Here is a 22,957-nt window from a genome sequence, read left to right as displayed (position 1 = left end):
TTTGCGTTTGCGTTCCCGCCACCGTGTGGTTGCTCGTGGGTCGCTGTCGCACAGCACGACGGGCAGGCAAATCTACGCAACGGGTTCGAGTTCCGCTGAGAAGTGTCTGAGTTCTTCCATCGGGGGCTCCCAGACGATTTTCAGACCGGTGTACTCCTCGCGGCGGTCACGAACTCGTGCAGCGGTCTCCGCGATGTGTTCGAGGTGTTCGCGCCAGTACGTCCGGCGAGGGAGGGCGAGACGGACGAGTTCCGGACGGTCGGTCTCGGGGAAGGCAAAGGAGCCGAGTTCGACTGTCCGGACGCCGCCTTCGCGGTAGAGTTCGCAGACGAGTCGCTGCCCGGGGAACTGGTCGGCGGGAATGTCCGGGAACAGGGCGGCCGCATCAATATAGACGGCGTGACCGCCGGTCGGCGTGACGATTGGGATATCGCGCTCACGCAGGAGGGCGCCGAGAGTCGCGACCTGTTCGATCCGCTCGGCGACATACGGCGGCTGGACCGCTTCCCGCAGACCAGTGGCCATCGCTTCGAGGTCACGACCCGCGAGGCCACCGTAGGTCGGGAATCCTTCGTACAGGATCGCGCGCTGTTTGCACTGTTCAAACAGGGCAGCGTCGCGGACGGCAGTGAACCCGCCGATGTTTGCGAGTGCGTCCTTTTTCCCACTCATCGTGATTGCGTCCGCGGGGCGTAGCTGCTCGCGAGCAATCTCACTGAGGGGTGTGTCGGCGTATTCGGGGTCCCGCTGTTTGATGAACTGTGCGTTTTCGGCGAACCGACAGGCGTCGATGACGAACGTTGCATCAATCTCCGCGGCGAAGGCGGCTGTCTCGCGGATGTTCGCCATCGACACCGGCTGGCCGGCGGCGGAGTTGTTCGTGATCGTCAGGACGACAGTCGAAACGGCGTCCTGCCCGTGCTCCTCGACGGCGTCCCACCCACGGTCTGTGGAGAAGTTCCCGGCGAACGTCCCGACGCTATCAGTGGTCAGGTCCGTCTCTGCCGGACAGTCGACCGCGGTCGCACCCTGATTTGTCACGTGTGCGCGGGTGGTGTCAAAATGTGTGTTGTTGAGAACGACGTCGCCGTCGTCCAGCAGCGCTCCGAACAGGACGTTCTCCGCGCCGCGGCCCTGATGTGCTGGGACCACGCGGTCGAATCCCATCACGTCGGCGACCGCCTCACGGAAGCGTTTGAACGAGCGCGAACCTGCGTACGCTTCATCCCCTCGAACCACGTCCGCCCACTGGTCGTCACTCATCGCCCCGGTCCCCGAATCAGTCAGCAAGTCGATAAAGACGTCATCCGCAGCGAGGTTGAAGACGTTGTGTCCAGCCTCGGTGAGCGCGGTCGCACGTCGCTCACGGGGCGGAAGCTGTATCGACGTTACCGATTTGGCCTTGTACGAGCGCATGCTGTGTCGCAGTACGCCAGCCGTCTTATTATCCATCTGATATTTTGTGTACAGTGGTGGGCTGAGATGTCCATCACCAGACGGGTGCGGCTATCGGTGGGCACGTGTTTCCGGCGGGCGGAAACAGCGGGCATTTAGAGGCCACAACTGCTGGTGGGACGTATGAGCGTTCGCGAGGAATTCGACGCGTGGGCGGCCGAAGGGAAGGACAGAGGGATGGAGGACCGACACTGGCACACCGCCAAGCACGTCCTCGCCCGGATGCCGGTCGAACCGGGCGACACGGTACTCGACCTCGGGACGGGCTCGGGCTACGCGCTCCGCGCGCTCCGGGACACCAACGACGCCGGTCCCTGCTACGGCCTCGACGGGTCACCGGAGATGCTTCGGAATGCCCGCGAGTACACGGATGACGACGGCATCGGATTCCTGCGTGGGGACTTCGACGCCCTGCCGTTTGCGACTGACAGCATCGACCACGTGTTCTCGATGGAGGCCTTCTACTACGCCGGCGATCCGCCACACACACTCGAAGAGATCGCGCGGGTGCTGCGACCGGGTGGGACCGCCCACATCGCGGTGAACTACTACGAGGAGAACGTCCACTCCCACGAGTGGCAGGAGTTCATCGATATCGAGATGACCCGCTGGAGCGGCCCGGAGTACCGCGAGGCGTTCCGCGAGGCGGGCCTGGCCGTGGCATCACAGGACACGATCCCCGACCGCGAGGTGGAGATTCCGCCAGCGGATGCGTTCCCCACGGACGAGTTCGAGACCCGCGAGGCGATGGTCGAGCGCTACCGCGAACTGGGGACGCTGCTGACCGTCGGCGTCGCCACGGAATAACGGCCCGGACGGCGTATCAAAACACGGACCACGGACCGGCCGACGACAGGGTATTTTGTGGTCGCGGGCAAAACCAACGTGTATGGTTGAAGACGCCTCGCTGGAGGACTTTCTCGACGCTGGCGACGAGAGCGAGGACGAGGGAGAGAGCGGTACGGCTGCGGGAGACGATACTGCAGAAACCGAAAGCGACGTCCCCGACACCGGAGTCTCGACCGACGCGGTCGACCCAGCCGTGACGACGTACGCGTGGTCGCCCGAGGGCGCGGCTTGTGCGGAGTGTGGGGAGGTCGTCGAACGGCGGTGGACACAGGACAGTCTCCTCGTCTGTGGGGCCTGTAAGAGCTGGTGAAGGGCGCTACCGGCCGTAAAGCGGATGTGTGTTGCTCTCACCCATCCACAGAGTTACATATGCGCACGCCATAGAAGCGGCTACAACTGAACGGCCCGGAGGATGTGGTACCCCACACAAGACACTTACTGGTCGACAGGGCAGAGTATCCTACCAGTCCCCGTGCCGAGGCGTCGTCACACGAGCTTTCGACCATGACAGACACTGACACCTCACGCAGTCAACAGTCGGACAGTCCCCTCCGCGACGCCACACGCGTCGCCAATCAGGTGATCGAAAACGTCGAGCAGGTCATCGTCGGGCAACACGACGCCATCGAACACATCGTCATTGCGCTGCTCGGCCGCGGCCACGTCCTGCTTGAGGATGTCCCCGGTGTCGGCAAGACGATGCTGGCCCGCTCCGTCGCGGCGTCTTTCGATGGTGAATTCAAGCGCGTCCAGTTCACGCCTGACCTCCTCCCGACCGACGTGACCGGCGTCAACATCTACAACCAGAAGACTCAGGAGTTCGAATTCCGGCCGGGCCCCATCTTCGCAAACGTCGTCCTCGGCGACGAGATCAACCGCGCCCCGCCGAAGACGCAGTCCGCACTGCTGGAGGCCATGGAAGAACAGCAGGTCTCGGTCGACGGGACCACACACCCCGTGCCACAGCCCTTTACCGTCATCGCCACGCAGAACACGGTCGAGCAGAACCGGGCCTACGACCTGCCGATGGCCGAACTCGACCGGTTCATGACGAAGCTCCATCTGGGCTATCCGAACGAGGCAGCGGAGACGGAGATGCTGGGTGACGTGGTGGGCCACCACCCCATCGAGGAGCTCTCGTCGGTCGCCACTCTCGAAGCGCTGTCCGCCGCTCGGGAGACGGTGGCCGACGTGACCGTCGAGGAACCGATCCGATCGTACGCGACCCGGCTGGCGCGGTACACGCGGGAGAACGCCCAGCTCGGGGTCAGCCCGCGGGGGAGCATCTCGCTGCTCCGAGCGGCGCAAGCCCGGGCCGTCCTCGACGGCCGTAGTTACGTCATCCCCGACGACATCCAGACGGAAGCGCCGGTCGTCCTGCCACACCGTATCCGTACTGAGAGCAGCGAGCAGGACGCCCGGGAACTCGTCGCGGAGGCGCTCGATACCGTCTACGTCGAATGAGACCGACACGCCGCGGTTTCGCCGTACTCGCCGTCGCCGTTGCCGCCCTCCTCATCAGCGCCAGATTTGGCCAGCCCGGGCTCACTGCCGTCGCCGGTCCGCTGTTCGTCGGCGTGTTCGCCGCCGCCGTCCAGGTCCGCTGGGGCGGTGCGCCGACCGTCGAACGGGGTCGCCTCCGCCGTGGCTTTCCCGGCGAGACGAAGTCCGTGGAGTTCCGCGTCGACGGCAGCGGCATCGCAACGGTCACCGACCGGCTCTCCGCGGGATTAGAGGGAGAGACAACGGTCACGAAGTCCCTGCCGGCGACGGTGACATACCGGGTCACCTACACGGCCCGAGGCGAGCAGCGGGCCGGCCCCATCGACGTGACTGTGACGGACGCGCTGGGACTCGTCACGGAGCGGTACACTGTCGAGAGTGAAACCGACGTGCTCGTGTATCCGCCCGTCTACCGGCTGGGCGGGACAGACGCGTTCGCGCGGACGTTCACACCCGAGAGCAAAGACCGGCAGTCGTTCGACCGGTTGCGGGAGTACGTCAGTGGCGACTCCCTGCGGGACGTGCACTGGAAATCCAGCGCCAAGCGCGAGGACCTGCTGGTCAAGGAGTTCACTGACACCCGGAGTGACCGGACCCTGCTCGTTGCCGCAGAAGCCCAACGGGGCCACGCCGACGAGATGGCCGCCGCCGCGGCAACGATCACGATGGCCGCCCTAGAGAGCGGCCTCGCCGTCGAACTCACCGTCCCGAACGGCGCAGTCGAGCAGGGGTACGGCGACACCCACCGGACGCGACTGCTTGAACTGCTGGCCCGGGCCGATGCGGGCCAGACCGGCCGTGTGGACGACGCCGACGTGGTCGTCACGGCCAGCGGTGACGGCGTCACGGTATCGGTCGACGGCCGCCGCCAGTCCTTCGCCGACGTGACTGCCAGTCGGGACAACCCCATTGCGGGGGAGGTGAACGGATGAGCGCTGCCGTCGTGGAACGAGTCCGCCGTCGAGTCCCGTGGAGCGGGTCACGAATGTTGGCGTTGCTTGCGGCGGCGCTGGCCATCGGTGCGCCGCTACGAACGATGTACTATCTCAGCGACGTAGTCGGCGACCCGACCCTGTTTCTGGCGCTTACTGGGCTCTCGCTCGTCGGCGCGACACTGCTGGCCCGCGTGCTCAGACCCCCACTGGCGGTCGGTGTCGGCGCAGTACTGTTCGCCGGCGGGCTCGGTGCGTACATACTGAACCTCTCGACGAATCCGGCGATAACGGAGCTGCTGGGCGACACCGCCGCCCTGCTGACCGGACGGTCGCTGCTCCAGATCGCCAAGGTCAGGCTGTGGGTGCTGTCGTTCGCGCCGGCACCGGTGTTTCTAACGTGGTATTTCGCCCTGCGCCGCTGGTACGTGACGGCAACGGTGGCGGCCGGCACGGCGCTCGCGTTTTTCGCCCTGACGACCGACGCCGGCGTGGTGACGACGCTGCTGGGCGTGGTCGGTATCGCGGCGACGGTCGGCTTCGGGACGCTCGATACGCTGTCGGCGGACGAGCCAACTGACCTGACGAAGCGGCCCGACGCGATGACTGGCAGTGACGGGACGGAGCGCGCGGACGATGACGGTGACGGCATCGACGCCGGGCGGCGTGCCGTCCTCGAACAGTTGGCAGCGATAATCGTGCTCCCAGCAGCGCTCTCGCAGGTCCCGATTACCCGGGATAGTTTGCTGTCGTACGACGACGGGTCGGAGGGACAGACCGTCGAGGGAAGCCTCTTCGACGCCGGGGAGTCCCTTTCAGTACGCGGGAGCATTTCGTTGACACCGGAGATACGGTACACGGTCGAAAGCGAGGAACCACGCTACTGGCGGGTCACCTCCTACGACCGCTACACCGGCAACGGGTGGGTACGGACGGGGAACCCAATCCCGTACGACGACCAGCGCCTCGACTCTCCAGAGGGAGAGACCCGGACGCTTCGACAGGAGTTCCGGGCGGAGTCGACCATCGGGACCGTCCCGGCTGCCTGGAAGCCCGTCCGCTACTCCGGAGAGCCGTCGGTATCGGTCTCCAGCGAGGGCGGGTTTCAGCCGGATGGGACACTTTCGTCGGGTGATAGCTACGAGGTCAGGAGCGAGTTGCTCGTGGCAACCCCGGACGGGCTGCGTGCGGCCGGCACTGACTACGACGACGCGACTGTGGAGCTGTACACCCAGCTCCCCGACAGCACGCCGGACCGAGTCGCGGAACGGACAGCGATTCTCACTGCGAACGCCGAGAACCCCTACGAGACGGCGCTGGTCGTCGAACGGTGGCTGCAGGACAGCAAGGACTACTCACTCGAGGTCGACCGACCCGACTTCAACGTCGCGGATGCCTTCCTCTTCGAGATGGACGAGGGGTACTGCGTCTACTTCGCGACGACGATGGTGACGATGCTCCGGACCCAAGGCATCCCGGCGCGCATGACCGTCGGGTACACCTCCGGCCAGCGAATCGACGAGAACCAGTGGGTCGTGCGCGGACTCAACTCCCACGCCTGGGTCGAGGTGTACTTCCCCGGCCAGGGCTGGGTACAGTTCGACCCAACGCCGTCCGGGCCGCGCGAAGAAGTCAGACAGCAACGTATCGAGGACGCGAGTTCGGACGGATCGGCGCCCACCGTCGGCGACGGGAACCCGGTAGAGCAGTACACGCCATCCGACACGTCGACGCCCGCCCCGCTGACTGAGACCAATGGGACCGAGACCGAGCCGACGGAGACACCAACGGCCACGGAATCCGACACACCCACCGGCACAGCAGGGGAGTCGGACACGGACGAGGCGGCGGAGCTGAGCCTGCCGGAGCTCCCGTCGCGCGAGGAGATGACGCTCGGCGTCGTCGCGTTGCTCGGCATCGCAGCGGGCGCGCGCCGGTCCGGCCTCAGCGAACGAGCTTACCGGGCAGTGTGGCTGCGATACCAGCGCCGCGTGGACCCCGAGACCGACGTCGAGCGGGCGTTCCAGCGAGCCATGCATGTCCTTGCGACGGAACACCGGGGCCGCAAGAGCGGCGAGACAGTACGGGCGTATCTCGACGCGATAGGGGCCGACGACCGGGTCCGGCGACTGGCGACGCTACGGGAGCGGCTCCGGTACGGCGGTGAGGTGAGCGAGGCGATGGCCGACGAAGCCGTCGAAATCGCCGATGGAATCGTCTCCGAGCGCTAGTCCCCGACAGTGTTTAATAGGTCGTGTTCGTAGGCGCGATTGTAATGTCGGAAGTCTGCTCGACGTGCGGGCTGCCTGAGGAGCTCTGCGTCTGTGAGGACGTCGCTAAGGAGTCCCAGGAGATTAACATCCGCATCGACGAGCGCCGTTACGGGAAGGAGGTAACGATTATCGAGGGATTCGACCCGAAAGACGTCGACATGGACTCGCTGTCCTCAGACCTCAAATCGAAGTTCGCCTGCGGTGGCACTGTCGAGGATGGGCAGATAGAGCTCCAGGGCAATCACACGGGCCGCGTCGAGGATTTCCTCCGCGACAAAGGTTTCAACGTCGCCTGAACTCCTGACTGCCAGCGGTTCTCGTGAAAGCACCGTGGCAAGCCGCTGCTGTGACCTGCTCGCCAGCTTTTCAGTTCGGTCTGCTCGCGAGTGTTCGCTGCGGTCGGTTACGAGTGGTTCAGGTCTGGCTGTTTTTTGCCGTCGTAGGAGCGACCGGTCGAGGCAGGTATTGGTGCATGATACCAACACTCGCAATCGGCGGTCAACTATTTCAACCACCGGACGATAACTGTTTGCAATGTTCGTTGTACCCCGGCGGGTGGTGGCCGTCGGACTCGTGGTTCTTCTCCTTGGTGGGGGAATTTCGTCGCTCCCGGTGGCTGCGACCGCTGACCATGGGGCGGTGACCGGGACTAGCGACGGAGCGGCGACTGGCGTCAGTGAGAACTGCACAGACAAAACCGAGACGGCATCGGCTCAGCGTGGACAGGCAGTTGGAACGGTGCAGTCGTCGACAGCCACTAGCGAGTCAAATGGCTCGATAGTCCGAGCGAGAAGCGCCGACACGTATCGACGCCAGCCGCGCGGACAGGGCGGAGACACAGCCGGAACGGCGGCCACAGCAGCGGCCAGCGTAGAGACAGGGACAGCCACGTCGGGTACGACACAGACCAGCGACGGTGACGTGATTCAGCAGACACAGACCTACGCACGTGTGCCGGAACAGCCGGGCGAAGTCGCAGTGACCCTGACCTACGAGGTCCCGGACCGGGTCATCGACCTCGAAACACACGTCCCAGCGGAGGCGACGGTGACCGAAACCGACGGGTTCGAGCGCATCAACGAGTCCGTGTACGAGTGGGACGAAACGACGGATACGGCGACGATCAGCTACCGCACCAACCCGAACCGGACCATCGAGAAGAGCGGTCCGGAGGGAGCCGAGGGCCGATATCTCAGCGTCGATACGGGCGACTGGGCGCTGCTCACGCGGTCGCTGACGCCGACGCGCTGGCGCTACACCGGCCAGGACCCAGTCAGGTACAACCGCACACTCCGGACGGCAGGTCCGGGCGCGGCGGGCGAGGAGATCGTGTACCTCGGCGAAGTGGCGACGTTCGAGGAGACGGCGCACAACCAGACGTTCACGCTGGCTGTGCCGGAGCGGGCGACGATGACGGCTTCGCCGATTTCGGTCCTCGATTCGATGGCGAACGCGTCGAACGCGCTCCGGGTTGGCGACCGTGACGAGCAGGTGTTCGTCGTCGCCGCGCCGTCCGAGGCCGTCGACTGGGGCGTCGAAGGGTATCAGATCGGTGATGCGGACATGTGGGTCCAGTCCGGGCAGTCGCTCGATACCGCCAACAACGTTTGGCTCCACGAGTACGTCCACAGCCGGCAGGCCTACGAGACGACGCGGGAGACGCGGTGGACGGTCGAGGGCTGGGCGACGTACTACGCCGCCGTCCTGACGCTGGAACAGGACCGGATCGGGTTCGACGAGTTCCGGACACAGCTTGCAGCGGGCGGACGGCCCGTCTACAGCGACGTGGCGCTGACGGACCGGTCGAGCTGGACGAGCGACGCGAACTACAGGAAGGGCGCGCTGGTGGCCGGGCGGGCAGACGTCCATATCCGCTCGGCCACTGACCGCAACAAGACACTCCAGACCGTGTTCCAGGCACTAAACGGTTATCGTGACCCGGTCACGCAATCGCAGTTCCTCACCGAGATCGAGGCCGCTGGCGGGGCAAGCGTCCGGAACACGACCGCGACGGAGACCGAAACGACAGCGACGGTGGCGATGTGGAACGAGGCGACCCACCAGCGGTTGTTCGGTGCGATTCCCGCCCGTATCGGCTACAGCCTCCCGCCGGTCGACCGCGCGGACGCCTACCGCGCAGACAGTCTCTACCGGTCGGACGCGCCGGTCGGCGGCAACGAACCGATCCGGCTGGCGACCAACGAGACGCTCGCGGTCGATGCGGTCGTCGAGAACGCCGGCGGCGAGGCGGGGGCGTACAACGTGTCGCTCGCGGTCAACGAGACCGTCGTCGCCACGAAACAGGGTCAGATCGAACCGGGTGAACGGACTGACGTCGCGATGACACACACGTTCGCCGACCCCGGCCGATACGTGATCAGCGTCGACGGCGACACCGTCACTGTCGTGGTGACGGAACCGGCAGCCGCCAGCGTGACCGACGTCACCGCGAGTCCGAGAGAAGTCAGGCAGGGTGACAGGGTCGACGTGACCGCCACTGTCGCCAACGACAACGAGATTCCGGGGACAACAGTAGTCGAGTTCCGCCGCAACGACGCCGTATTCGCGGAGCAGCGGCTGTATCTCCCGCCACAGACGACGACAACGGTCGCGCGGACGGTCACCCTCAACGAGCCCGGAACAGTGTCGCTGTCGGCGGGTGACGGACGGACCACGACGACGGTCGACGTGGTCGTTTCGACGGAAACAGCCGCATCAACGTCGACTCCGACGGGGATGCGCACAGACACACAGACGACAGCCGGCGAGGGCGACGGCTTTACCGCGCTCGTGGCCGGTCTCGCAGTGTTGCTTGCGGCGTTGCTTGCTCGCCATCGCGGTTCCTGACACGAGCCCGAAGGGAACAGTTATTGCGGTCGGCCAGTCGTTGTCAACCGTGAACGTCGGAATCGCGTACGCCGTCCTGTCGGCCCTGATATTCGGGGTGTACCTGTTCGTGATGAAGCGGTGGTTCACCGAGTACCCATCGCCGGTGTTCCTGTTGCTTACATACAGCATCGTCCCCATCGTCTACCTCCCAATCGTCTTCGTCAGCAACGAGCCCTTCCTCCCGGCGGGCAACCGCATCAACGTCCTCTCGTCGATACTCGCTGTGACGGCGGTGACGGCGGTTGGACTGCTCACCCTCTTTCGGGCGATCCGCGTCGGCGAAGTCTCCTACGTGTCGCCAATCAGCAAAATCGTTCCCGTGTTCGTCCTGCCGCTGGAAGTCGGCCTGCTGGGCCAGCACCTCTCGCCGCTACAGGTCGGTGGTGTCGTCGTCGCGACCGCGGCCGTCTACGTCGCGAACTGGCAGGGTACGGCGTTACTGGCCCCGCTCAAACGGGCCCGGCAGTCCCGGCCCGCACAGCTGGCCTTACTGTCGGCTGCGGCGTTCGCGCTCGTCGATGTAAGCAAGCGGGTGCTGATGCAGGAACTGGCTATCGAACCGACGACTTACATCCCAGTGATGGCCGTCGGCATCGCCGTCTTGATGACGCCGCTCGCGTTCCGTTACCAGGTCCCACCAGGGTGGCGAGGGGACCTCCCGAAGTTCGTCGTCGCGGCGATGTTCGTCGCCTACGCGAACCACATCGTGTTACTGTCCTTCCAGTTGCTCCCGGCGAGTATCGTTTCACCTATCGTTAACGGGCAGGCTATCGTCGCCGTCATTCTGGGCGCGATTGTGCTCGATGAAGCGCAGTTCCGAGCACGCCTGGCTGCTGCGGGGCTGGCTATCGTCGGTATCGCGATGATATCGGTCGGGTAAGAAGGTCAGGCCGACTTTCGCTCCGAGGAGCAGCCAACCTGTACCGCATAGCTCGATTGGAGCCACGCGGTCGGGTTCTCGGTGTCATAGACGACGACGTCGCCGCCGCCAGTGGTGAAGCTGCCGTACTGCTCGTCGGAGTCGGTAGTATCGCGCGACGCTGGTTCCATTGTGGTACAAGGGCACATCCGACACAGCGCTACATAAATGTTTCTCAGATGTAGTATGTAGTATTATTACCATACTAGGATTTGGCCGCATAGTTTCGTCCGACTGAGAGACCAGCACCGATATGTGGCCGCCGCTGAAGGCATCAGATATGACACGAGCGGACGCCCCAGTGACACCGCCAGTCGTGCTGACCGTCGCCGGCAGCGACTCCGGTGGCGGGGCCGGTATCCAGGCCGACGTCAAGACCATCGAGGCCTGTGATGGCTTCGGGACCAGCGCGATAACCAGTATCACGGCACAAAACACTACGGGCGTACAGGGCCAGCATCTGCTCCCGATTGAACAGATCGAGGCCCAGATCGAGGCGGTCACCGAAGACTTCGACGTGGCCGCGGTCAAGACGGGGATGCTCGCGACGAGCGAGGTCATCGACTTGGTTGTGGCCCACGCCGCCGACCTGCCGAACCTCGTCGTCGATCCGGTGATGGTGGCGGCCTCTGGCGACCGGCTACTTGCCGCCGAGGCCGAAGACGCCTACGAGAGCCTCATCGCCGAAGCGACGGTCGTCACACCGAACGCCGACGAGGCGGCCGTCCTGACCGGGCGCGACGTCGACGATCCAAAGACCGCAGAACGGGCGGGCCGTGACCTCATCGAGATGGGGGCCGACAGCGCGCTCGTGAAGGGGGGCCACGTTCCGGGTGACACCGTCGTCGACACGCTCGTGACCGAGGACGGCGTGACGACGTTCCGCCACGACCGCATCGACACCGAAGCCACCCACGGCTCCGGCTGTACGCTCTCCTCGGCCATCGCGACGCAGTTGGCCCACGGCGACGACCTGTCGTCGGCGGTCGGGAGCGGCATCAATCTGCTTGCGAGCGCAGTCCGGTACAACGTCGACGTCGGGGAAGGTCCCGGCGCGGTCCAGCACCTGGTCCAGACGAGAAACGATGCCGCTCGACAGCCGACGAGCGAAGCCGTCGAGCGGGCCGTGTCTGCGCTCGTCGACGGTGACGTGTCGGCGCTGGTCCCCGACCGAGGGATGACCGTCGCCGGCGCGACGCCGTACGCCGAGCGGCCAGACGCAGTCGCCGCCGTCGAAGGCCGCATAGCCCGCATGACGGACGGCGTCCGGCCGAACCGCGGGGTCCGCTTCGGCGCGTCCACGACGGTTGCTCGCGCCCTGCTGGCCGCCCGGGAACGCGACCCATCGATCCGGTTCGCGGTCGACTGCCGACTGACCAATACCGTCGAGAACGCGCTTGAATCGCTGGACGGCACTATCGCTTCGTATGACGCCGGTGAGCGCCCAGATGCCGTTTCCGCCGACGCCACAGCACAGTGGGGCGTCGACCGGGCCTTCGAGACCAGCGACGGGCCGCCCGTCGCCGTCGTGGGCCGCGAGAGTATGGGGAACAGCGGGCGCGTACTGCTGTTCGCGGCGGACGCTGATGCCCTCATCTCGCGTGTCGAGAGCGTCCGAGAGGGAGTCGGCAGCAACAGGTAGGCCGGGCAGCGTTCAAAACGGTCCCGCACGGGACCCGGACTACCGGAACTCCACGGAGAGCGTCGAGCCGCCGTGTTCGGATTCCGTCACGGAAACGCTCGGGACACGGACCGGGAGAAGCGACCGAGTCGTCGCCGCAATCGACGCCAGATGCTTGCGCACGGCGGTGTACAGCCCGGTGGCCGAAAGCAGGGCGACGAGGGCGCTGTCGGCCCAGACGCCCGTCGCGGGCGAGAGCACAGCGACCGCGGCACAGGCCGCCGCAAGCAGGAAGTCCTCAGGAGCGCCGGAGTAGCGGACGTACCGCCGGGGCCGGTGCCACCGACCGAGGAGGTGGTTGTACACCGCGATGTCCGTCGTCGGGTTCCACGGTTCGGCCTCGGGGCTGCCGGCGAACACGTCCGAGAGGGAGTGGACGGCCCCCGCGGCGACGGCGACGCCGGCGAGTATTAGCGGTGTCGTGCCCGTGACGAGGCCGCCACCCAGCAGCGCCGTCGCCAGGACCGAGAAGTACACTGGGAAATGGAGTGTCTTCCGGTGGCTGGCGACCACATCGAAGTCGGGTGCGAGGCCGCCGACGAACGCGGCCGCGAGCACGAGCGGCGGGGCCGCGTACTCCGACAGCGCGGGCATGGCAAGCGCGGCGACGGCGACTGTCATGAACGCGTGCGTCGTCGCCATCATTGTCGTACTGACGGCTACCTTCGGCTCAATAGACATAAATACTGCGTCAGACAGCGCCGTCTCCACGACGAGATACTCGGGTAGCGGGACACCCGAAAAGACCGCGGATTACTCGCCCGTGTCCGGATCACCGAACACGGCGACCACACGTTCCCGCAGGACGAAGACGGCGAGTGAGACCGCCGTGAGTGCCGTCACGACGGCGAGGAACGTGCCGACGTGGCCGCCGTCCAGTCGCTCGCCGGCGTACGCCGCTGCGAGGAACGACGGGGTTCGACCAACAGCGACGAGCACGAGGAAGGTCCGCAGACGCAAGTCCGAGATACCGGCAACGAAACAGAGCAGGTCGTCGGGAAACGTCGGGAGGAGGAAGAGGACGAACAGCCCCATCAGGCCGTTTTGGGCCAGGAACCGGTCCCACCGGGCGAGCATTTCCGACCGCGTGACCCGTTCGACGTACGGCCGGCCGTAGCGGCGGGCCAGCGAGAACGCCGCCGCGCTCCCCAGACAGACGCCGAGCAGGCTGTAGGCCGCCCCGGCCCGGACACCGAAGAGGTAGCCCCCGACGCCGCCGAGGAGTTGGCCCGGAATCGGGGCGAGGAGCACCTGAAGCGTCTGCAAGGTGACGAAAGCGTGGGGCGCGAACGCGCCGAAGGCCGCGAGCTGGCGGCGCAGCCACACCGGGTCGAGCAGCCGCGGCGCGACTGCGTGAATCCCAACGGCGAAGGCGACGAACAGACCGAGCAGCGCCAGCGTCCGCGCAATCGCGTCCCGTCGCGCTGCTTTCGACCTGAAAAACCGCGTCGGGTCGTCATCGGGTCGGTTCGGTGCCACGGTCAGAACAGCGTCAGCGTCTTTCGCGTGGCGTTCTCGACGACTTTCGAGAGATAGCGCGAGCGTGCCGGGGAGCGTCCGACCGCGGCCGTTCGCCCGGCCCGCATCGCTGCGAGGAGCGTCTCGGTGGTCAGCGGGTCGCCGGGTCGGAGCGCAACTGTCGTCGCTGCGCGGCCGATACCGCCGGGGCGGTGGGCGTCGCTCCCGCCGAAGGCCGGGTAGCCCGCTGTCCGTGCGAACCGCGCCGCTTGCTTGTTCCGGATGTTGGTCAGCGCGTGGGCGTTGTACACCTCGATGCCGTCCACGCCGTCGATAGCCTCCCGGCTGGCCCCGTGGCGCGACCGCTGGAACGGGTGCGGAACGACGGCCACTCCGCCGCCGTCTTGGATGTCACGGGCGGTCTCGACCAGCGGTCTGTCCGGTTCCGGCGCGGCGTCGACACCGAGCGCGAGCAAGTGGCCGTCGGCGGTCGAGACTTCACAGCCGACGACGACCAGCACGTCCTCGGCCAGGTCGGCGACGAGCCGTGCGCCTTCGACCGTGTCGTGGTCGGTTACCACGACTGCATCGAGCCCCGCCGCCTTCGCACCTGCAAGGAGGGTCTCGGGCATGATGTTACCGTCGTAGGAGGCGACCGTGTGGAGATGTGTGTCAACGTGGACCGTTCGGCCGTCAGGGTCGCCCGGCAGCCCCGACAAACCGGTCATACGTATCCGAGTTCCATCGCGAGGGCCAGTCCACCCGCCGCCAGCGCGACAGCGGCGGCCAGGCCGTGGCTGAGGTCCGTCTTGTAGGCCTTGTAGTCAGAGACCATCAGGGGGCAGGCGGCTCCCACGAGTACGCCAGCGAGCCACCCGTTCCACAGTCCGACGAAGCTCGCGAGGAAGTAGTTCGCGACGACGAGTAAGTTGGTGTGAACGACCGTCGTCCCGTGATAGTAGCTGTCGCCGCCGTCGGAGCCGAACCCCTCGTTGGTGTGTCGGATCAGTCGGAGCCCCCCGAACGCGAAGAGCAGAAATCCAACGACGAGGCTCGCGACCGGTGACGGCGCAAGTGCGACGTGGTACAGCAGTGCTGCAGGGAGCAGATACGCGAAGATGTCGATAAAGGAGTCGATCTGCCGGCCAAACGGGGACGAGGTACCTGTGCGCCGTGCGTACCAGCCATCCACCTTATCCAGGAAGAACGCGACGAACATCACCATGAGACCCCAGTTGGGTGCCCCACGAAAGAACAGGAGCGCGCTCCCCCACCCCACGAACAGGGCCGCGAGGCTGATGTAGTCGGCACCGGTGAGCCGACCCACGATGTCCGTCCGGTCGACCGTATCGGAGACCCGTCGGTCGGCGAAGTCCACCCGGTTCCAGACGCCCCGTATCGCCTCTCGCAATGGCTCGGTCATCGACCCGTTTCGAACCTCGCCCGTTCAAAGTATAAATCTTGCCTGAGAATTATTTACTTAGTAGTAAAATATATAGATATATTCGGCTACGCAGCCGTCAAGAGACGTTTCACAGGTCGCGGACCGACCGCCACGAGAACGGACCGACGGCGGCGTAGCGCCTCGCCCGCGTCGCACGGAATCCGAGCCGCTCGAACAACGCCCGGGACGGACGGTTGTCGAGTGCCACCAGCGCCGTCGCTTCCGTCGCATTCTCGTCTGCCGCGCGTCGACACGCCGCGGCGACCATCGCGGTTGCCACGCCGCGGTTCCGATAGTCCGGGTCGACGAATACGCGTCTGAGGTACGCGCCGTCGAACGAGAGTCGGCGGTGGAGTGGTGCGATGTGGTGTGTCGCCCCGACAGAACAGAACAGGTAGCCCACCGGTTCGTCGTCCGCGAGGGCGGCGACGATATCCTCAGCCGCGACGAGGTCCTCGACCGGCGGGTCGAGGGAAGCGATACGACCCGGGGAACAACGTTCGACGGCGACCGCGGTGTCGGTCCGGTCGGGTATCGGGTCCGCCAGCGACCGGGTGTACTCGTACATCCACGTCGCCGTGACGCCGGCCCGGTCGAGCGCGTCGTAGACGGTCCGGCCGTACCGGTTTCGCGTTAGTCGCCACAGTCCCGTCACAGCGACCCTCCGGGCCGAGTGTCGGCTGTACCGCGTCTACAGAAGTGGCTCTCGACGGCAGACCCGGCGATCCACTGACCGTCTCCGTTCGAGTCGTCCACGTCGGTACCGAAAGGATGGGCTGTCATGTAATCCGTTGCTATGACATCTATATAGATATAGTTCTATCTCGACAGTTACGCTCCAAGACGGGTGTGCACGCATCTAACACAGACGGTGGCCGCGTTTAACCGCGAGCAACGCATACCCGGACGTATGAGTGAGACACAGTCGAGCGAGCGGATCACGGTCTTTTCGGACTACGTCTGCCCGTTCTGTTATCTCGGACGCGAATCGCTCAGGCAGTACCAGTCGACGCGCGAGGACGACCTAGAGATCGACTGGCACCCCTTCGACCTCCGGAGCGGGAAGCGCAACCCCGACGGCTCCATCGACCACTCTGTCGACGACGGCAAAGACGAGGACTACTACGAGCAGGCCAAAGAGAGCGTCCGCCGGCTTCAGGCGAAATACGACGTCGAGATGGATCTGGACATCGCCACCGACATCGACTCACTACCCGCCCAGATCGCCTCGTACTACGTCAAGGAGCACTACGGCTACGAGACATGGCTGACCTTCGACGTATCTATCTTCGAGGCGCTGTGGCAAGACGGAGCGGACATCGGTGACGAAGACCTGCTTGTCGACCTGGCCGAAGACGCGGGCATCGACGGCGACGAGATCCGGTCGGCGCTCGCGGACGATGCCCTCCGGTCGGCGGTCCGCGAGAAGTTCACCGCGGCCCAGCGACAGGGCATCACCGGCGTCCCGACGTTCGCCTACGACGGCCACGCCGCTCGCGGGGCGGTGCCGCCCGAGCAGCTAGAACGGTTAGTCGAAGGCACCTGAGCGGCGCGGCCAGAGAGAGTCCCCGGACGGTCCGCCCTCACGCGACGCGGTTCCGCAGCGACTCACCGCGGTCGATCCGTTCGAGGTTCTCCTGAACGAGGGCCGCGATGTCCTCGTGATAGCGGTTCGTGAACGCAGCGACGTGTGGCGTCACGATGACCGACTCGTGGTCCCAGAGCGGATGGTCGCCCGGCAGTGGCTCCTCCCAGTGGGCGTCGATAGCTGCCCCGGCAATCGCATCGTCATCCAGCGCAGCCAGCAGCGCGTCTTCGACGACGACAGGCCCGCGAGCGACGTTGACGAGGTAGCTGTCTGCCCGCATCTTTTCGAGGAGAGCGGTGTCGACCATCCCTTCGGTCTCCTCGGTGAGCGGGCAGCACAGTACGACGAAGCGCGCGTCGGCGACAGCGGCGTCTAGGTCGTCGGGCGTGTACACGCGTTCGACGTGCTCGGCGGGATCGCCGGAGCGACGAACGCCGACGACATTCAGCCCCAACGCGTCGGCCCGGTCGGCGACGCCCTGACCGATGGTGCCCAGGCCGACCACGCACACCTGTTCGCCGGTCAGCGTAAACGGCGCGTCGTACGGTTCCTGGGTCCAGTCGCTGTCGAACTGACGGTCCCGGTAGACGTGGAGACGGCGGGCGAACGCTGTCATGTAGCCGACGACGGTTTCCGGGACGGTGTCGCCGTGGATGCCGGTGCTGTTTGTCAATGCCGTCCCGGTGGCTTCGTAGGCAGCCACGTCGAACTCGTCGTAGCCCGCGCGAATGCCGTGGACCCAGACGGCGTCCAGAAACGCGTCCCGCGGGGAGAACGTGACGACGCAATCACTGGCATCGAATGAGGCCCCGTCTCCAACAATCTCGACGGGAACGTCAGGTCCCTGTAGCGCGGCGACCATCGACTCCAGCGGACAGGCCTTCGCAACCGACTCGTGGACAGCGATTCTGGAGATGTCCATATCCGTCCCTGCGACGGGGACAGTATAGTCCTTTTCCGGAACGCAGCGGGGTCTCAAGCCGATTAGTTCCAACGACTACCGAGCGCGTCGACGCCGTCACGGAAGTTCCCGCGGGCCTCGTCGTGATGGGAACCCACGGTCGGACCGGACTGGACCACTATCTCATCGGGAGCGTCGCGGAGACGGTCATCCGCGAATCGCCGGTGCCGGTGATAACCGTCGAGTTGTCGGACGAGTGAGCACGGTACAGAGGGCTGTGTGACCGCATCAGCCATCGACCGAGCCTGGCCGGGACGGATCAGTCGCTCGGTGGTACACGGACAGCACGAGCGCGTGGAACGCGACGAGGACGCCGACACCGACGACGATGACTGCGACCTGCAGCGGCGTCGAGAGCAGCCCCAGCGAGACGATGAGCGTCGTCGCACAGGCCGGCGCGTGTACTGTGTCGGATGCAATCATCCCCCAGCTCGTCACGACGATCGAGAGCGTCGCACTCGCGACGAGGCGGAGCCCGGCCATCGAGAACGCGGTCGGGTCCGCGACGAGCGAGACGCCACCGGCGAGCAGGCTGTACGCGAGCAGTCCCGCAACGCCGCCGATGAGATGGCTCACGACGACGCTGACCAGCCCCGTCCGGTCGCCGTCCCGCTGAAACGCGAGGATGAACGCAGATGGACCGAGACTCGGGAAAATAAACGGCTGCCCGCTCGCCCACGCGAGCGTTCCGAGAACGACGAACAGCACGCCAGCGTACAAGCTCGTCCCGATCCGGTGCCGTCGCATTGCTCCCGGTAGGCAACTGGACGGATAAGACAGTCACGATGCGACAGAGAACGGTGTCGTCCTGAGTGGGACGACAGGGGCCGACGAATCCAGTCAGAGAGCCGTCAGCGTCGTGTCGTCCTCGCTCGGGGCCGACGGCGGCTGCCCGTCAGCCGTCCGGAGTTGCTCGAACGCGACTGCAATAATTGCGGTGCCATATAGCGACGCTAGGGGTTGGACGACGACACTCGCCAACTGTGAAGTCGGCCACGAAAGCGCCAGCGAGCCGACGAATCCGAGGATCCCGCCGACGACCGCCGCGGCGGCACCAACAATCAACAGCAGTCCGAACAGCGCGAGCCGGTCGCCCTCGGTGAGCCGGTAGCTTTCCTTGAGCGCCGCGATGAAGTTCCGGTCTTCGGTGATGATGTACGGCATCATGAAGATGAACGCGACGTACGCGAAGATGCCAGGGATAATGAGCAAGATTGACCCGATAAACACCAGCAGGCTGTAGACGATCCCGCCGACAAAGACGTTCACTAGCGCGAGTGGGACGTTCCGCGTGAACGCTCCTGCGGGGAAGCTGGTGCGTGTCCCAGCGACAAACGTCCGGAAGGACACGACGGTGAGATACAGTGAGACCACGGAGGTGATAGCGATACCGACACCAGCAACAGTAAGCGGGATGTCGAATGTGAGCGGCATGGCTGCGGCAATCTCGCTGTATCCCATCCTGGTGTAGGTCGTCGCTATGGCTGAATTGAACAGTGCTTGAAAGCTAGCCATCAGGGCGAAATACGCTACGAGTAGTATCGCGCCGGTACGACTGAACAGCCGGTACCCCGCCTCTTCGAGGGCGGAGCCGATTTGGAGGGCCATCGTCGGACCGCTTCGACAAGCAATGGTAAAAGTGTTCCCTCAGTGTGACAATGCAACCCAGTTCACACGCGCGATTCAAGCCCGGTTTCGGTGAATTCGATAAGTTCCTCGGCCGGGACGAACCCGTCGGCACGGCGGTCGATAAGGTCCCCGTCGCCAAACAGCAGGAACGTCGGGACGCTCCGGACGTCGAAGGCTTCGACAGCGTCGAGGTCGGTTTCGGGGTTGAACACGACCACCGCGGCGTCGGTGGCCTTCGCGGCGATGTCGAGTATCGGCTCCATCGACTTGCAGATCGTACAGCCAGTCGTTCGGACCATCACCAGCACGCGGTCGGCCGTCGCCAGTACGTCGTCGAGTTCGTCTCGCGTTTCCACCGTCCGAACGCTGTGTTCCGTTTTCGTGTCCATAGAGATAATACGTGCCACAGCGCGAAGAACCCCGCGACGAGTTACGCCCGTTCGGCCGCAGCTGCTATCGGGGGCCGTCAGTCTCGATTTCCCGCACGACCGATGCGGGGTTCCCCTGAACGACGACGCCAGCGGGAACGTCGTCGGTGACGACCGCGCCGGACCCAATGACGGCGTCGTCGCCGACGGTGACGCCCGGATTGATCACCGCCTGACCGCCGACCCAGACGTTGTCGCCGATAGTCACCGACTTCCCGTACTCGACGCCGCTGCGTCGTTCGTCCGGATCGAGCGGGTGCGTCGCGGTGTAGACGTGGACGCCTGGCCCGAGCAGGCAATCGTCGCCGATGTCGACCCGGCAGACGTCCAGCACGACGCAGTCGAAGTTCGCGTAGAAGCCGTCGCCGACGTGGATGTTGTCGCCGTAGTCACACCGGAACGGCGGTTCGACGTGACAGTCCGCGCCGACCGAGCCGAACAGGTCCTCGATGAGTGCCCGTCTGGTGTCGGTGTCTGTCGGGTCGGTTCGGTTGTATTCTCGAGTGAGTTCGTTCGCACGTTCGCGGGCGGCGACGAGTTCCGGGTCGCTCGCGTCGTAGCGCTCGCCGGCGAGCATCTTCTCCCGTTCAGACGCCATGCCGACCGGCCTCCGGAGTGGCGCTCGTGGCGCAGCGAGGTGTGGTCATAGTGGGCTTTCGGACCGCCCTGATAAGAGATGTTTGGGGTCGGCAATCCCGAACCATAACGCCCCATCAAGCCAGCTGAACAATCTATGTCGGGCGGGACTGAAAGGGGCCGACCCATCAACGAACCCCGACGACGCAAGCACCGCAGGGAGTGCAACGACCGAGGAGCGAAGCGAGACGCGGGAGTTGATGGGTCGGGGGCTTTCTGGCTGTTCGAAGTCTCCATCGCACAATCAAATCAGACCTATCCTGCTAGCCCGGAACGGATTTATAATCGCGCGTCGCCTACCGTTTCCCGTGAACCGCACGGCAGCGCTCGACGCGGTCGTCTTCGGTGTCGACATCCAGAGCGGCGACGTGCGCGGCGACGCGCCGTCGTACGCGCTGGTGGTCTTCGACGGGGAATCAGTCGAGCGAGACGTGGTCTCGCGGCGGAAGCTCCGCCGGCGCATCGAGGACGAGGAGCCGGCCATCGTCGCGACGGACAACATGTACGAACTCGCTGAGGACAAGGACGCCCTGATCCACGTCCTCGGGTCCCTCCCCGACGAAACGAAACTGGTGCAGGTGACCGGCGACGAGCGGCCGGAGCCGCTCTCCCGGGTCGCCAAGCGGCACGGCGTCCCCTACGGCAAGGACCCGATGGAGGAGGCCGAAGCCGCGGCCCGACTGGCCGCCGCCAACGTCGGTCAGGAAGTGTCGGCCTTCACCGATACGACTGAGGTGAAGGTCTCGCGGGGCCGCTCGACCGGAAAAGGCGGGTGGTCAGAGGACCGCTACACGCGACGCATCCACGGCGCGGTCCGGAAGCGAGCACGTGAAATCGAGTCCGAACTCGATGGTGCCGGTCTTGAGTACGAACGGGACGTGACAGAGAAGTACGGCGGCTTCTCGAACGCCGTCTTTCAGGTGTCGGCCCGACCGCAAGACATCCCGGTATCGAGAGCACGCTCGGGCGATACACGCGTCGAGATCGAGCGCCAGCGGCGGGACGGCATCGAGTTCAAGCCGCTCGCGAAACGGCGCGATCACGTCGTCGTCGGCGTCGATCCCGGGACGACGACGGCCGTCGCCATCGTCTCCCTGGACGGCACTGTCCTGGACGTGTATTCCTCTCGCACCGACGACGCCGCGGCGACGACGGAGTGGATCATCGAGCGCGGGCGGCCGGTCGTCGTCGCCGCCGATGTGACGCCGATGCCCGAAACCGTCGAGAAGCTCCGGCGCTCCTTTAGCGCCGCGGGCTGGGAGCCCGACACCGATCTCCCGGTCGACGAGAAGAAACACCGGACCCGCGAGGAGGCCTACGACAACGACCACGAGCGGGACGCGATGGCCGCCGCCCTCTACGCCTTCGACTACCACGCCGACCAGTTCGAGCGCGTCGCGAGCAAGGTCCCGCCACAGCACGACGTGGGACCGGTCATCGACCGCGTCGTCGCCGGCGAGGAGAGCGTCGAGACGGTGTTGCGGGACCTCGAAGACGATGACGGCGAGGACGAGGAAGCGACGGCCCACGAGCCGCGGGAACTCACCGACGACGAGAAGGAAATCAAGCGACTGAACGCCCGCATCGAACGGCTCGAATCACACGTCGACGACCTCAAAGAGACGATCAAGCGCAAGGACGACCAGCTCTCGGAGAAGGACAAACAACTCGAAAAGGCCCGCAGCGAGGGCCGGCGCGAAGTGAGGAAAGACCGCGAGGTGACGCGACTCCAGCGACGCAATGAGGCCCTCGAACGGAAGGTCGAGGAAGAACAGGAGAAACGCGAGGCGCTGGCCGACAAGCTTGAACGACTCAAGGCGCTGTGGAAGCTCGACCACTCGAACTTCGCGGACGTCTCGGAGAAACAGGAGGGGTTGACACCCGTCAAGGTGGTCGAGCAGTTCACCAGGGACGCCATCGCCGACGCCGACGAGCGGTTCGGCCTCGTCGAGGACGACATCATCATGTTCCGTGACGCCTCGGGCGCGGGCCGGTCGACGGCCCAGCAGTTGGCGGATATCGACCCGAAAATCGTCCTCCGGAACGGCAACCTCTCCGACATCGCCGATCAGGTGCTGTTCGACAACGACATCCCCGTCGCACCGGCAGAGATGGTCACCGTCCAGGAAGTGGACGAACTGGCCGTCGCCCGCGAGGGCGAGATCGAGGCGGCAATCGAGGACTGGGAGGAGCGGGCCGCTGACCGCCGGAAGGAGCAAAACGCCGAGATGGTCGACCAGATCATCAGCGAACACCGGGCCGACCGGCCGACGAGCGAGAACTGACCGAGAGGCGGGCGGTCCGCCCGCACT

23 protein-coding genes and 1 pseudogene are annotated in these 22,957 nt (G+C 65.5%); 12 read left to right on the top strand and 12 right to left on the bottom strand.

Features of this window, described 5'->3' with window-relative positions:
* Positions 1-72: 72 nt before the first annotated feature.
* Entirely contained in the window at positions 73-1,416 is a 1,344-nt protein-coding gene (locus C444_RS02290) for a tryptophanase (RefSeq protein WP_049909057.1), read from the bottom strand.
* Positions 1,417-1,578: 162 nt separating this feature from the next.
* Here C444_RS02290 and C444_RS02285 point away from each other — a divergent pair, with 162 nt between their 5' ends.
* The 8 genes from C444_RS02285 to C444_RS02250 all read left to right on the top strand — a co-directional run bounded on the left by C444_RS02285 (position 1,579) and on the right by C444_RS02250 (position 10,781).
* The gene (locus C444_RS02285; RefSeq protein WP_004590665.1) at positions 1,579-2,262 is read left to right on the top strand and encodes a class I SAM-dependent methyltransferase; all 684 of its coding nucleotides are present in this window, start codon (positions 1,579-1,581) and stop codon (positions 2,260-2,262) included.
* Positions 2,263-2,344: 82 nt separating this feature from the next.
* Positions 2,345-2,614 (top strand): DUF7573 domain-containing protein, encoded by a 270-nt coding sequence (locus tag C444_RS02280; protein ID WP_004590663.1) that lies wholly within the window; start codon positions 2,345-2,347, stop codon positions 2,612-2,614.
* Positions 2,615-2,808: 194 nt separating this feature from the next.
* On the top strand, positions 2,809-3,768 hold the full coding sequence (locus tag C444_RS02275; protein WP_004590660.1) for an AAA family ATPase: 960 nt from the start codon (positions 2,809-2,811) through the stop codon (positions 3,766-3,768).
* On the top strand, positions 3,765-4,739 hold the full coding sequence (locus tag C444_RS02270) for a DUF58 domain-containing protein (protein WP_004590658.1): 975 nt from the start codon (positions 3,765-3,767) through the stop codon (positions 4,737-4,739). Before C444_RS02275 ends, C444_RS02270 begins: the two co-directional genes overlap by 4 nt.
* On the top strand, positions 4,736-6,970 hold the full coding sequence (locus C444_RS02265) for a transglutaminase TgpA family protein (RefSeq protein ID WP_049909039.1): 2,235 nt from the start codon (positions 4,736-4,738) through the stop codon (positions 6,968-6,970). Before C444_RS02270 ends, C444_RS02265 begins: the two co-directional genes overlap by 4 nt.
* A 44-nt stretch (positions 6,971-7,014) precedes the next feature.
* Positions 7,015-7,308, top strand: a complete 294-nt coding sequence (gene yciH / locus C444_RS02260) for a stress response translation initiation inhibitor YciH (RefSeq protein WP_004516073.1) — start codon at positions 7,015-7,017, stop codon at positions 7,306-7,308.
* A 238-nt stretch (positions 7,309-7,546) separates the two neighbouring features.
* Positions 7,547-9,859 (top strand): CARDB domain-containing protein, encoded by a 2,313-nt coding sequence (locus tag C444_RS02255; RefSeq protein WP_004590654.1) that lies wholly within the window; start codon positions 7,547-7,549, stop codon positions 9,857-9,859.
* 40 nt (positions 9,860-9,899) lie between these two features.
* Entirely contained in the window at positions 9,900-10,781 is an 882-nt protein-coding gene (locus C444_RS02250; protein ID WP_049909055.1) for an EamA family transporter, read from the top strand.
* A gap of 5 nt (positions 10,782-10,786) precedes the next feature.
* Here C444_RS02250 and C444_RS22155 read toward each other — a convergent pair whose 3' ends face one another.
* Positions 10,787-10,951, bottom strand: a complete 165-nt coding sequence (locus C444_RS22155) for a DUF7331 family protein (protein ID WP_004590650.1) — start codon at positions 10,949-10,951, stop codon at positions 10,787-10,789.
* Between the two features lie 122 nt (positions 10,952-11,073).
* Between C444_RS22155 and thiD the strand changes: the two genes are divergently transcribed.
* Positions 11,074-12,462 (top strand): bifunctional hydroxymethylpyrimidine kinase/phosphomethylpyrimidine kinase, encoded by a 1,389-nt coding sequence (gene thiD / locus C444_RS02245; protein WP_004590649.1) that lies wholly within the window; start codon positions 11,074-11,076, stop codon positions 12,460-12,462.
* 39 nt (positions 12,463-12,501) lie between these two features.
* Here thiD and C444_RS02240 read toward each other — a convergent pair whose 3' ends face one another.
* From C444_RS02240 to C444_RS02220, 5 genes are all read right to left on the bottom strand, one after another.
* Positions 12,502-13,182 (bottom strand): metal-dependent hydrolase, encoded by a 681-nt coding sequence (locus C444_RS02240; RefSeq protein WP_204365958.1) that lies wholly within the window; start codon positions 13,180-13,182, stop codon positions 12,502-12,504.
* A 72-nt stretch (positions 13,183-13,254) separates the two neighbouring features.
* A complete protein-coding gene (locus C444_RS02235) occupies positions 13,255-13,980 on the bottom strand; it encodes a TVP38/TMEM64 family protein (protein WP_004590645.1) in 726 nt (241 codons plus the stop codon).
* Positions 13,981-13,982: 2 nt separating this feature from the next.
* Positions 13,983-14,687 (bottom strand): CehA/McbA family metallohydrolase, encoded by a 705-nt coding sequence (locus tag C444_RS02230; protein ID WP_004590643.1) that lies wholly within the window; start codon positions 14,685-14,687, stop codon positions 13,983-13,985.
* Positions 14,684-15,382 carry a CDP-alcohol phosphatidyltransferase family protein gene (locus C444_RS02225; protein WP_004590641.1) on the bottom strand — a complete coding sequence of 233 codons (699 nt, stop codon included), beginning with the start codon at positions 15,380-15,382 and terminating at the stop codon, positions 14,684-14,686. Before C444_RS02225 ends, C444_RS02230 begins: the two co-directional genes overlap by 4 nt.
* Positions 15,383-15,491: 109 nt before the next feature.
* Positions 15,492-16,058 (bottom strand): GNAT family N-acetyltransferase, encoded by a 567-nt coding sequence (locus C444_RS02220; protein WP_004590639.1) that lies wholly within the window; start codon positions 16,056-16,058, stop codon positions 15,492-15,494.
* Between the two features lie 255 nt (positions 16,059-16,313).
* Between C444_RS02220 and C444_RS02215 the strand changes: the two genes are divergently transcribed.
* Entirely contained in the window at positions 16,314-16,949 is a 636-nt protein-coding gene (locus C444_RS02215) for a DsbA family oxidoreductase (RefSeq protein WP_004590637.1), read from the top strand.
* Positions 16,950-16,986: 37 nt separating this feature from the next.
* On the opposite strand, the gene ddh is transcribed toward C444_RS02215, so the two are convergent.
* A complete protein-coding gene (gene ddh, locus C444_RS02210; RefSeq protein WP_004590635.1) occupies positions 16,987-17,913 on the bottom strand; it encodes a D-2-hydroxyacid dehydrogenase in 927 nt (308 codons plus the stop codon).
* An 86-nt stretch (positions 17,914-17,999) separates the two neighbouring features.
* On the opposite strand from ddh, the pseudogene C444_RS02205 reads away from it, so the two are divergent.
* Positions 18,000-18,152: pseudogene (locus C444_RS02205) on the top strand (universal stress protein); the annotation flags it as partial.
* A gap of 28 nt (positions 18,153-18,180) precedes the next feature.
* Here the strand turns inward: C444_RS02205 and C444_RS02200 are convergent.
* The 4 genes from C444_RS02200 to C444_RS02185 form a co-directional block, all read right to left on the bottom strand.
* Positions 18,181-18,699, bottom strand: a complete 519-nt coding sequence (locus C444_RS02200; protein ID WP_004590631.1) for an HPP family protein — start codon at positions 18,697-18,699, stop codon at positions 18,181-18,183.
* Positions 18,700-18,792: 93 nt separating this feature from the next.
* The gene (locus C444_RS02195; RefSeq protein WP_004590629.1) at positions 18,793-19,560 is read right to left on the bottom strand and encodes a glycerophosphoryl diester phosphodiesterase membrane domain-containing protein; all 768 of its coding nucleotides are present in this window, start codon (positions 19,558-19,560) and stop codon (positions 18,793-18,795) included.
* Between the two features lie 62 nt (positions 19,561-19,622).
* Positions 19,623-19,970 carry a thioredoxin family protein gene (locus C444_RS02190; RefSeq protein ID WP_004590627.1) on the bottom strand — a complete coding sequence of 116 codons (348 nt, stop codon included), beginning with the start codon at positions 19,968-19,970 and terminating at the stop codon, positions 19,623-19,625.
* A 64-nt stretch (positions 19,971-20,034) separates the two neighbouring features.
* Positions 20,035-20,607, bottom strand: coding sequence for a sugar O-acetyltransferase (locus tag C444_RS02185; RefSeq protein ID WP_004590625.1), 573 nt, complete (start codon positions 20,605-20,607; stop codon positions 20,035-20,037).
* A 346-nt stretch (positions 20,608-20,953) separates the two neighbouring features.
* On the opposite strand from C444_RS02185, the gene C444_RS02180 reads away from it, so the two are divergent.
* Positions 20,954-22,930 (top strand): DUF460 domain-containing protein, encoded by a 1,977-nt coding sequence (locus tag C444_RS02180; RefSeq protein ID WP_004590623.1) that lies wholly within the window; start codon positions 20,954-20,956, stop codon positions 22,928-22,930.
* The last annotated feature ends 27 nt before the right edge of the window (positions 22,931-22,957 follow it).

This window comes from Haloarcula japonica DSM 6131, from assembly GCF_000336635.1.
In the GTDB taxonomy this organism is placed as follows: Archaea; Halobacteriota; Halobacteria; order Halobacteriales; family Haloarculaceae; genus Haloarcula; species Haloarcula japonica.
Note: the sequence above shows the minus strand (reverse complement) of the source record. Positions and strands in the feature narration are given on the sequence as shown.

Excerpts from the sequence above, each read along its gene's own strand:
- C444_RS02290 (WP_049909057.1), bottom strand. The coding sequence starts at position 1,416 with ATGCGCTCGTACAAGGCCAAATCGGTAACGTCGATACAGCTTCCGCCC.
- C444_RS02285 (WP_004590665.1), top strand. The coding sequence starts at position 1,579 with ATGAGCGTTCGCGAGGAATTCGACGCGTGGGCGGCCGAAGGGAAGGAC.
- C444_RS02280 (WP_004590663.1), top strand. The coding sequence starts at position 2,345 with ATGGTTGAAGACGCCTCGCTGGAGGACTTTCTCGACGCTGGCGACGAG.
- C444_RS02275 (WP_004590660.1), top strand. The coding sequence starts at position 2,809 with ATGACAGACACTGACACCTCACGCAGTCAACAGTCGGACAGTCCCCTC.
- C444_RS02270 (WP_004590658.1), top strand. The coding sequence starts at position 3,765 with ATGAGACCGACACGCCGCGGTTTCGCCGTACTCGCCGTCGCCGTTGCC.
- C444_RS02265 (WP_049909039.1), top strand. The coding sequence starts at position 4,736 with ATGAGCGCTGCCGTCGTGGAACGAGTCCGCCGTCGAGTCCCGTGGAGC.
- yciH (WP_004516073.1), top strand. The coding sequence starts at position 7,015 with ATGTCGGAAGTCTGCTCGACGTGCGGGCTGCCTGAGGAGCTCTGCGTC.
- C444_RS02255 (WP_004590654.1), top strand. The coding sequence starts at position 7,547 with ATGTTCGTTGTACCCCGGCGGGTGGTGGCCGTCGGACTCGTGGTTCTT.
- C444_RS22155 (WP_004590650.1), bottom strand. The coding sequence starts at position 10,951 with ATGGAACCAGCGTCGCGCGATACTACCGACTCCGACGAGCAGTACGGC.
- thiD (WP_004590649.1), top strand. The coding sequence starts at position 11,074 with ATGTGGCCGCCGCTGAAGGCATCAGATATGACACGAGCGGACGCCCCA.
- C444_RS02240 (WP_204365958.1), bottom strand. The coding sequence starts at position 13,182 with ATGTCTATTGAGCCGAAGGTAGCCGTCAGTACGACAATGATGGCGACG.
- C444_RS02230 (WP_004590643.1), bottom strand. The coding sequence starts at position 14,687 with ATGACCGGTTTGTCGGGGCTGCCGGGCGACCCTGACGGCCGAACGGTC.
- C444_RS02225 (WP_004590641.1), bottom strand. The coding sequence starts at position 15,382 with ATGACCGAGCCATTGCGAGAGGCGATACGGGGCGTCTGGAACCGGGTG.
- C444_RS02215 (WP_004590637.1), top strand. The coding sequence starts at position 16,314 with ATGAGTGAGACACAGTCGAGCGAGCGGATCACGGTCTTTTCGGACTAC.
- ddh (WP_004590635.1), bottom strand. The coding sequence starts at position 17,913 with ATGGACATCTCCAGAATCGCTGTCCACGAGTCGGTTGCGAAGGCCTGT.
- C444_RS02200 (WP_004590631.1), bottom strand. The coding sequence starts at position 18,699 with ATGCGACGGCACCGGATCGGGACGAGCTTGTACGCTGGCGTGCTGTTC.
- C444_RS02195 (WP_004590629.1), bottom strand. The coding sequence starts at position 19,560 with ATGGCCCTCCAAATCGGCTCCGCCCTCGAAGAGGCGGGGTACCGGCTG.
- C444_RS02190 (WP_004590627.1), bottom strand. The coding sequence starts at position 19,970 with ATGGACACGAAAACGGAACACAGCGTTCGGACGGTGGAAACGCGAGAC.
- C444_RS02185 (WP_004590625.1), bottom strand. The coding sequence starts at position 20,607 with ATGGCGTCTGAACGGGAGAAGATGCTCGCCGGCGAGCGCTACGACGCG.